Source organism: Nocardioides sp. CPCC 206348, from assembly GCF_048654705.1.
Lineage (GTDB): Bacteria > Actinomycetota > Actinomycetes > Propionibacteriales > Nocardioidaceae > Nocardioides.
Genome location: NZ_JBMCZA010000239.1, coordinates 106,088 through 115,014, shown reverse-complemented (window position 1 = coordinate 115,014; position 8,927 = coordinate 106,088). Strand labels below are relative to the sequence as shown.

The window sequence follows — 8,927 nt, the reverse complement described above, 5'->3', positions numbered from 1 at the left end:
ATCCCGTTGACGTCGCGGAGGATCGCCTCCACCGGTTGTACGACGCCGTACCCGGTCAACGGGCTCGCGCCGTCGCTGTTGCCGCTGGCCGTGCCCTCGAGGCGTGCCTCGAGCTGCCGCGCCGTGTCGCCACGGTGGACCGACCAGACGACGGCCGCGACGCCCGCGACCTGGGCAGCCGCCCAGTGGGTGGACACCGTGGTGACCACGCACCACGCGCCGTTGAGCCCCTTGGAGACGGAGCCGGTACCGGGTGCGGCGAGGTCGATGCCCGAGTTGCGGAGCACACCATCAGTCGGCGTCGACACACCCACGGAGACGACACCGTCGCCGCCGGCCGGCCAGACGTCCGCGATCGCGTCCTCACCCGGCGAGGCGTGGTCGTTGGCGTAGGAGTCGAGGAAGGAGTCGTCGTTCGCCGGCCGGTCGCCCGCGGCTGCGATCACCAGGACGCCGGACGCGACCAGCGCGGCCACGGCCTTCTCCAGGGAGTCGGTGTGCAGCACCTCCATCGGGATCACCACGATGGTCGGGCCCTTGAGGGCCCCGCTGCGCCGCCGGGCGGTGACATCCCTGAGGTGCCGTTCGAGGGCGTCCGACATCGGGACCAGGAGCCCGTCCTGGTCCTCACCGCGCGGCACGTTGTAGAACGGCTCGTCGACCAGGCGGGCGCCGGGGGCGATGCCGACGGGCACCGCCGGCTTCGGCTGGTTCGGCCCGGCGATGATCCCGCCCACGACCAGCCCGTGGGGGCTCTTCACCGGCGACGGGCCGCGCTCGTCCAGGCCCGAGATGCCGCTGTCCACGACGACGACGGTCACCCCCTCACCGGGGCGCTTCCCTGCCCGGCGCGCCTGGGACCAGGCCTGCGGGACCTGGAGGGCCTCCATCGCGGTGTTCTCGCCGGTGACGGGACGCTCCACGTCGTCGTCGGGCGACACGGAGCCACACTCCGGACCCTCCGCGGCGGCGGCCCGTTGCGCCACCGAGGCCCCGGGAACCAGCAGGATCGGCACGCACGAGATCGCCGCCAGCGAAGCGATCAGCGGTCGTCGTACGGTCACGAACACGTGTTCTTGTCCTCGTCGGCCTTCGACGGCGAGTTCGTCGTCGGCGGGCACAGGGCGGCGAGGACCGACAGGTCGGCGCCGGGCTGGAACAACTTGTTCCACGAGTCCGGGACGACGACCGCGGGCACGTTCTTGTAGCCGAGGCGCTCCACCTCGAGGCCGCCGGCGACCGAGTTGGTCCGCCCGCGGTCGTCGATGAGGAAGATGGTCCCGCCGCGGGAGGTCGTCCACTCCGCCGAGCGGACCAGGGCGCCGCGGCCGGACATCACGTTGACCTCGCGCTCCCCCTTGGCCACGCCCTCGAGCATGGCCGATCCCGACGGCACGGTCGCGAGCAGTGCGCGGGGCGGCTCGCCCTCCTCGGTGACGAGCTGGGCGCAGATCTGGTCGTCGGCACCGGCCGAGCCACCCAGCATGGCTTCGGGCCAGGCAGCGGCGCCGTACGGATCGGCACTCTCGTCGATGTCGAAGTCGGCACCTGCCGAGCGCTTGAGCTCGATCGGCTTCCGGCCGGCACCCGGGAGGGTCGTGTTGCGCAGCACGGCCGCGGCGAAGTCGGACAGGATGACGAAGCCGGTCCTGGTCGCCGCGAGGGTCCGGCCGGAGTCGAAGTAGTAGTCACCGACGCGTGCACCCTTGGTGTAGCCCGGGAGGTCCACGGGGTTCCCCAGGCCGGCGATGCCGAGGCCCGTCGCGTCCAGGGGCCCGCCGACCGGGAACAGGGAGAGCCACTCGTCGGGCACGGTGATCACGTCGGTGGGCGAGACGCCGACCGCGATGTAGAGGCCGTCGTTGTCGGCCGGCAGCGCATAGCTGTAGGCGCGACGCAACGGACCCGAACCGGCCTCCGCGATGAGGTAGGGCCTGCCGCTGCCGGCGCCCTTCACCACGAATCCGTCGCCCGGCGTCAACGAGACGCCGGGGCGGTCCGTCACCTCGGTCTTGATGCCGCGATCACTGGCCGTGCAGGAGGTCCAGCCGCTGTTGATCAGCTGACCTGCGGCAGGCACCGTGGCGGGCGCATCGAGGATCCCGATCGGCGAACCCTTGTCCTGCTTGTCGAGCTCGTCCTCCGGCACACTCTTGGTCTTCACCTCGGCACCCAGGATGAGCTGGGCGGAGGTGACGTTGATGATCTGCCGCAGCCGCGGCTGACCGGGCACGGCGTCCTCCTCGAGGATGACGTAGAGCGCACCGTGGTCGTCGGTCACCAGTCCGGGGGTGTCCCAGTTGGCCGGCGGACGGTCGGTGAGCGCGCCCGCCACGGCCGCGCCCGCGATGAGCAGTACGGCGAGCGCGACGCCACCGACGATCATCCGGCCCGGTCGCGCCGGCTCGACCTCACGCCCGCCGGGCGCCCCCGACACGAACGCGGTGACGAGCCGCCGACGGCTGAAGGAGTACGCCTCGACAAGGTCCTTCTTGGTGGCCATCAGATCGCCTGGCGGACCTGGGTGAAGAGCCCGACGGCCACGACCAGCAGGGGCAGCAGGGTCAGCAGGGCGACCGACTCGAGGACGTCGCCGAGCCGGCCCCGTCGTACGGACGGAACCGAGGGCGACAGGGTCGCCGTCAGCAGGACCGCACCCAGCACCGCCAGCAGGACCGACAGCGTGGGTCGCCAGTCGTCATGCATCGAGAGCACTGCGAGGGCGGTCACGGCGAGACCGGCGATGCCGGTCCCGAGCCCGAGCAGCACCTCGCTGCCGGTGCGGTACTGCCGCGTCCGCAGCATCACGATGAGGCAGGCGTCGACGGCGAGCAGCGTGCCGCTCACGCCGAGGCTGACCGCCAACGGGGCGACCAGGACGAGCAGCACGCCGACCGTGCCGGAGATGGCGAGCAGGATCTCGTGGGCGATCCGGGCGTCCGCCGCGACCCGGGCGTGCTCGATGTCCTCGGGGTCGGCGGTGATGTCGGAGGGGGCGAAGAGCTGGTCGACCCGGGTGGAGGTCGCGCCGAGGGCGAGCCACGGGAAGACGCTGCCGGCCAGCACCACGAGGGCCAGCACCGTCGTGAGCAGGGGTGCGGGCTCGAAGCCGTCACCGTCGGCCGAGCGGAGGTACAGGCCGACGACCAGCGCGAGCACCCCGATGACGATCGGCGGGAACACCAGGGTCCGCCCGGCGCCCAGTCCGATGACGCAGACCAGTCCGGCCACCAGCGCACCCGCCCCGGCGAAGGCCAGCGGTTCGGCGAACAGGTCGGCGCCCATCGGCGCGAACATCACGCCCGCGGCAGCCGCATAGGCAGCACCGAGCCACGAGACACCGACCGCGGCCTCCGGCTCGTGCTGGGCGCGGGACAGCACGATCCCGCCGGCACACAGGGCGAGGGCGACCAGGGCGGTCGCGGCACCCGCGAGGTCCGAGCCGCGCTGGATGAGCAGCGCCACAAGGCCGAGGAAGAGGAAGAGGCCCGCCGCCGCCAGCGCCGTACGACGCCCGGAGGCGGGCCGCCAGGGCTGGAGATCGTGCTCGACGACATCGGTCATCGCCTCGACCACGTCGTCGTAGACCCGCGGGGGCGGGTCGTCGACACCGGCGGAGACGGTGAGCAGGCCGCCGTCCTCGATGCCCTGCAGGATCAGTCCGGTGTCGGGGGCGAGGCGACGACCGTCGGCCGTGCCGACGCGGTAGCCACCGTGGACCGTCGCGGGATCGAGCAGCCCGACACTGCGGGCCAGCTCGGGGAGCAGCTCCGCGACCGGAATCGCTCCGGGGAGCACGAGATCCACACGCCGTGTGCCCGAAGTGACCGTCACCCGGACCAGCCCGGAGGCCACTGCCCCCGAAACCCGACCTGCCTGTGTCATCTGCTCAACCCTTCCCGAGACCGTGGTCCCATCCTGACATCAGCGAAAGGGACCGACGCGTGTGCGTCGGCCCCTCGCTGAGGTGTGGCTGGTCAGAACTCGAAACGACCGGCGCCGCGCTTGTCGGCAGCCATGTACTCGGCGTTCGACTGGTAGACCGTCTTGTGGCTCTCGTCGAGCAGGTCACGCATCTCCTGCATCGCCCAGTCCCAGGCAGCCTTCGCGGTGCGGTAGGCCTCCTGCTGGTTGCCGGACCACGTGGCGACATCGTTGGCGATGTCCTTCTCGAGGTTGTTGAGGGACTCGTCCATGCGCTGAACGGTCGTGTACATGTTCTGGGCGGCGGTGTCGAGCTCGCCGTGGTTGACGCGAAGGCCGTCGAGGCTCATATCAAATCTCCTTGGGTTCTCGTCCGGCTCAGAGGTTGCCGAGCTTGTTGATGAGGTTGTTCATGCCACTGCCGGCCTGCTGGTCGACGGCGACGTTGTCCTTCTCGGTCTCGGTCAGCGACGCGTGGAACTTGTCCAGCGCGGTCGTGACGACCTTGTGCTTCTCGGTCCATGCCTGGTGAAGGACCATGAACGCACGACCGCCGTCGCCCTCCCACTTGCCCTTCAACGCGCTGATCTGGCCGTCCAGGGTGTTGGAGTGCTTGCCGAACTCATCCTTGGCCTGGATGACTCGATCGGCGATCCGCTTGAGTGCGCCTTCTGCCTGTCCGAACTCGACAGTCATGTCTGTTCTCCCTTGGTCTCTGGTTGCGGCCGGATCATGTGACTGGCCACTGGTTGCGGTTTACCTCTTTGAACTGGCTCCCGAGTGCTTTCAAAGAGCCGACGCGATGGGTGGTACCCCTGCCACGGACAGGGCTAAACATCAACCGGTGACTTCCCACAGATGACGGAAGAAGCCGACGGCCACCACGAGGGCTCCGAAAGCGAACGAACCGCACACGGCTTCGGCGACCTCGGCACGTCGTGACCACCAGGCCGAACGCCAGCCCCGACCGACCAGAACCCCCACCAGGACAAGGATTGCGGCCAGGGCGATGGCCGCCATCGCGAGGAATCCGGGCAGGCTGGAACCGTCCGACGGCTTGCCCGGACCCATCACTCCGAGCACGACTAACGCGACCAGACTGACCGAGATGACGCCGGAAAGTCGCAGCAACCTGCGCGCCAGGACATGGCGATAGCTGCGTGCCGCGAGCAGCAGGGTGCCCCCACCGAAGCCGACCAGGCACCGCGCACCGATCCGGTCCAGCGGCAGGTCGGCCGTCCAGAGCACCATCGGGGCCGACACCACGACGACGACGAGGATCGCGACAGCAGCGGCACTGACCGTCCGTGCGCCGCGGGCAGCGACCACACTGACGGCCTGCTCGGGCACCACGATCCGGCCGCGGCGTCCCGTCGGCCGCTCTCGTGCGGACCACGCGGTCACGGCGAGGCGCTCGAGGTCGAGCAGGTACTGGTCGGGTACGTCGATGGCCACCTCGGGGACGAAACGGGCGCCGAGCACGGCCAGCAGGAACAGCACCGCCCAGACGACCTGCGGGGCCACATTGGTCAACGCTCCGACACCGGCCAGCGCGAACCACGCGGCGCCGACCACCATCTGGATCCGCAACCCGACCTCGGCGCTGCTGTCCGGATCCGCGAGCGCTCGCCCGACCCCGGCCGTCACGGCGGCGGCCAGGGCGGCGGCGCCGAAGACCGTCGGGAGCCGTTCGTCGAGGGGATCCCACGCCGCCGCGAAGGCAGCAGCGGCGGCGAAGGCCGGCGCGGCCAGCACCCTCTGCGTGGCCAGTGCACCCAACGGGAGGCAACCGACGAACGCAGCCAGCAGGAGTACGGCGATCGCCGGCCACCGGTCGTCGGGGTCGAGCCGGGTGGCGGACCACGCGGCAGCGACCGCCACCGCGACGGCGACCGTCAGCCAGGTGCTCGATGCCGGCCCCGGGACCAGCCCGTTCGACCGGGACTCACCCGATCCGGCACGTCGCGGCGGCGCCGGCCGGGACGACGGATCGACCGCGACCAGCACCGATCCGGCGACCAGCCCTGCGGCACCGACCTCGGTCGCCATCTGGAGCGGTTCGCCGGTGCGGCTCACCAACGGCAACGGCACCGGCAGCCCGGTCTCGGCGGCGTACGCCACGGCCACGTCGGCGAGCGTCGCGTCCGTCGGCACCGTGAGGTCGAGGACACCGAGGGGTCCGTGGACCGTCACGGTGGTCACTGTTCCGGCCGCAGGTGGCCGGGACGGCGTACCCGACATCGCGCCTCCCGAGAATTCCATCGTCGTCACCGCGGTTCACGGCCCCGTCCGCAGGGTAGTCGTACGTTTCGTGCTTCCACAGACCTCTCTCTACCCACTGACGCCGCCACCTATCATCAGGGCCGTCGCATGATCGGGCGTCGACGACAGGGGAGCACCGAATGACCGTGACACCGGGTACGGCCCAGGGCCGGAGGGTGCGCACGGCTGCGCCTGGCAGCCTGACGCAGCGAGCGGGACGCAGCGAGCGCCCCGAGCTGCCCAGCGGACAGCTGCAGATCCAGCCGCCGCCGCAGATCCAGCCGAGTGAGGGCGCCGCCGGAGTCGCGATGAACGCGATCCCGATGCTGGGCAGCCTCGGGTCGATCGTCCTGGTCGCCGGCCTCGGCACGGGAAGCGGACAGAACCCCGCGCTGCGCTACATCGCCGGCGGCATGTTCCTGTTCGCGACCCTCGGCTTCATCATCGTGCAGATCGACCGGCAGCGTAAGCAGCGCCAGCAGCAGGTGACGGGCTCGCGCACCGAGTACCTCCGCTACCTCGCCACCGTGCGTGGCGTCGCCCGCGACGCGGCGGACCAGCAGCGCCGGGCGCTGACCTGGATCCACCCCGACCCCTCCGCCCTGCCGGCGCTCGCCGAGGACCGGTCCCGGGTGTGGGAGCGGTCGTCGGCCGACCCCGCGTTCCTGCAGGTGCGGTACGGCATCTGCGCGCAACCCCTGGCGCTCGAGCTCGTGCCCCCGGAGGGCGCACCGATCGACGACGTCGACCCCGCGTCGGCATCCGCGCTGCACCGCCTGCTCGTGGTCCACCGGCTGCAGCCCGACCTGCCCGCGTCGATCGACCTGCGCGCGTTCGACCGGATCGAGATCTGCGGCGCCGAGGAGGAGGCACGTTCGCTCGCGCGGACGCTGCTCTGCTCGGCGACCACCTTCCAGTCACCGGAGAACCTGCAGGTCGCCGTCCTCGCGACCGAGGCGACGCTGGCCAACTGGGACTGGGTCAAGTGGCTCCCCCACGCCCACAGCCAGCACCAGACCGATGCCGTCGGTCCGGCGCGGATGGTCACCACGTCGCTGACCGACCTGACCGCGATGCTCCCGCCGGACCTCACCGAGCGACCCCGGTTCGGTGCGGACGAGCGGCCCGCGACGCCGCACATCCTGCTGATCACCGATGGCGCCGAGCTGCCGCCCGGCAACCACGTCATCCCCGCCGACGGCCTGCACGGCGTCACCGTCCTCGACCTGCCGGCCCGGTGGGGCGAGCTCGACAGCGCGACCGCGTTGCGCCTGGAGATCGAGGAGACGCCGGCCCGCCCGCGCACCGCCGGTGGCCGGCTCACGCCGGATGCGGGTACGACGACGGTGCCCCTGGTCGCCGTACGCCTCCGGACGGAACCGGTGCGCGCCAAGGGCGACCAGTGCAGCCTGGCGACCGCCGAGGCGCTGGCCCGACGCCTGACGCCGCTGTTCACCCCGAGCGCCGGCTCCTCGGTCGGCGACGACGCGGTCGACATCTCGGCGCCGACCGACTTCATGGACCTGCTCGGCCTGGGCGACGTCCGCAACTTCGACCCGGACGCCGCCTGGCGCTCGCGCCCGGCGCGCGACCGGTTGCGAGTGCCGATCGGTGTCGGCGACGGCGCGGCCCCCGTGCACCTCGACATCAAGGAGTCCGCCCAGCAGGGAATGGGCCCGCACGGCCTGGTGATCGGTGCGACCGGTTCGGGCAAGTCGGAGTTCCTGCGCACGCTCGTGCTCGGCCTGGCGATGACCCACTCCCCCGAGCAGCTCAACATGGTGCTGGTCGACTTCAAGGGTGGTGCCACGTTCGCGGGCATGTCCGAGATGCCGCACGTCTCGGCCGTGATCACGAACCTCTCGCAGGAACTGACCCTCGTCGACCGCATGCAGGACGCACTGTCCGGCGAGATGGTGCGGCGCCAGGAACTGCTGCGCGAGGCCGGCAACTTCGCCTCGATCCGCGACTACGAGAAGGCCCGGCTGTCCGGCGATCCCTCCGGTGCCGGACTGCCGCCGCTGCCGTCGCTGTTCGTCGTGGTCGACGAGTTCTCCGAGATGCTGTCGGCCAAGCCGGAGTTCATCGACCTCTTCGTCGCCATCGGCCGCCTCGGCCGCTCGCTCGGCCTGCACCTGCTGCTCGCGTCGCAGCGCCTCGAGGAAGGCCGGCTGCGCGGCCTGGAGTCGCACCTGTCCTACCGGATCGGCCTGCGCACCTTCAGCGCCCAGGAGTCGCGCGCGGTCCTCGGCGTGCCGGACGCCTACGAGCTCCCGGCGGTGCCCGGCCTCGGTTACCTGAAGCCCGACCCGACCGCGCTGACGCGCTTCAAGTCGGCGTACGTCTCCGGTCCGCCGGAAGCAGGACGCCGCCGGGTCACCCGCGACAGCGGTGGCAAGGTGCGCGGCATCCTGCCGTTCACGATCTCCGAGGTGCAGGCGTTCGACCTGCCCGAGACCGACAACGAGGCGGACGTCGTACCGACCGCCGACCGGACCGACAGCAGCATCACGCTGCTCGACGTCGCCGTGCAGCGGATGGAGGGACGCGGACCGGCGGCCCATCAGGTCTGGCTCCCCCCGCTCGACGAGCCGGACACCCTCGACCAGCTGATGGCCGACCTCGCTCCGCACCCGGAGCTCGGCCTGGTGTCGATGCGCTGGCGCAACGCCGGCAACCTGACCATCCCGCTCGGCACCGTCGACCGGCCGCGCGAACAGCGTCGCGACACCCTGACCGTC

7 protein-coding genes are annotated in these 8,927 nt (G+C 71.3%); 1 reads left to right on the top strand and 6 read right to left on the bottom strand.

All coding sequences use genetic code 11. The features are described 5' to 3' along the window. The 6 genes from ACOADB_RS27845 to ACOADB_RS27820 form a co-directional block, all read right to left on the bottom strand. Positions 1–1,064 (bottom strand): S8 family serine peptidase (locus tag ACOADB_RS27845; protein ID WP_378606813.1); only part of this gene is annotated, 1,064 nt, incomplete at its 3' end. Next, complete coding sequence (locus ACOADB_RS27840) at positions 1,061–2,503, bottom strand: type VII secretion protein EccB (RefSeq protein WP_378606808.1); 1,443 nt, start codon at positions 2,501–2,503, stop codon at positions 1,061–1,063. The genes ACOADB_RS27845 and ACOADB_RS27840, both read right to left, overlap by 4 nt. Next, the gene (gene eccD / locus ACOADB_RS27835) at positions 2,503–3,885 is read right to left on the bottom strand and encodes a type VII secretion integral membrane protein EccD (protein WP_378606802.1); all 1,383 of its coding nucleotides are present in this window, start codon (positions 3,883–3,885) and stop codon (positions 2,503–2,505) included. The genes ACOADB_RS27840 and eccD overlap by 1 nt, the downstream gene beginning before the upstream one ends. A 92-nt stretch (positions 3,886–3,977) precedes the next feature. After that, positions 3,978–4,274, bottom strand: a complete 297-nt coding sequence (locus tag ACOADB_RS27830) for a WXG100 family type VII secretion target (RefSeq protein WP_378606799.1) — start codon at positions 4,272–4,274, stop codon at positions 3,978–3,980. A 28-nt stretch (positions 4,275–4,302) separates the two neighbouring features. Then, a complete protein-coding gene (locus ACOADB_RS27825) occupies positions 4,303–4,620 on the bottom strand; it encodes a WXG100 family type VII secretion target (protein ID WP_378606796.1) in 318 nt (105 codons plus the stop codon). Between the two features lie 141 nt (positions 4,621–4,761). Then, entirely contained in the window at positions 4,762–6,117 is a 1,356-nt protein-coding gene (locus tag ACOADB_RS27820) for a hypothetical protein (protein WP_378606793.1), read from the bottom strand. Positions 6,118–6,326: 209 nt separating this feature from the next. Between ACOADB_RS27820 and eccCa the strand changes: the two genes are divergently transcribed. Beyond that, a partial coding sequence (eccCa, locus tag ACOADB_RS27815; protein WP_378606790.1) for a type VII secretion protein EccCa occupies positions 6,327–8,927 on the top strand: 2,601 nt, incomplete at its 3' end.

Coding starts and splice junctions, on each gene's coding strand:
- ACOADB_RS27840 (WP_378606808.1), bottom strand. CDS start 2,503: ATGGCCACCAAGAAGGACCTTGTCGAGGCGTACTCCTTCAGCCGTCGG.
- eccD (WP_378606802.1), bottom strand. CDS start 3,885: ATGACACAGGCAGGTCGGGTTTCGGGGGCAGTGGCCTCCGGGCTGGTC.
- ACOADB_RS27830 (WP_378606799.1), bottom strand. CDS start 4,274: ATGAGCCTCGACGGCCTTCGCGTCAACCACGGCGAGCTCGACACCGCC.
- ACOADB_RS27825 (WP_378606796.1), bottom strand. CDS start 4,620: ATGACTGTCGAGTTCGGACAGGCAGAAGGCGCACTCAAGCGGATCGCC.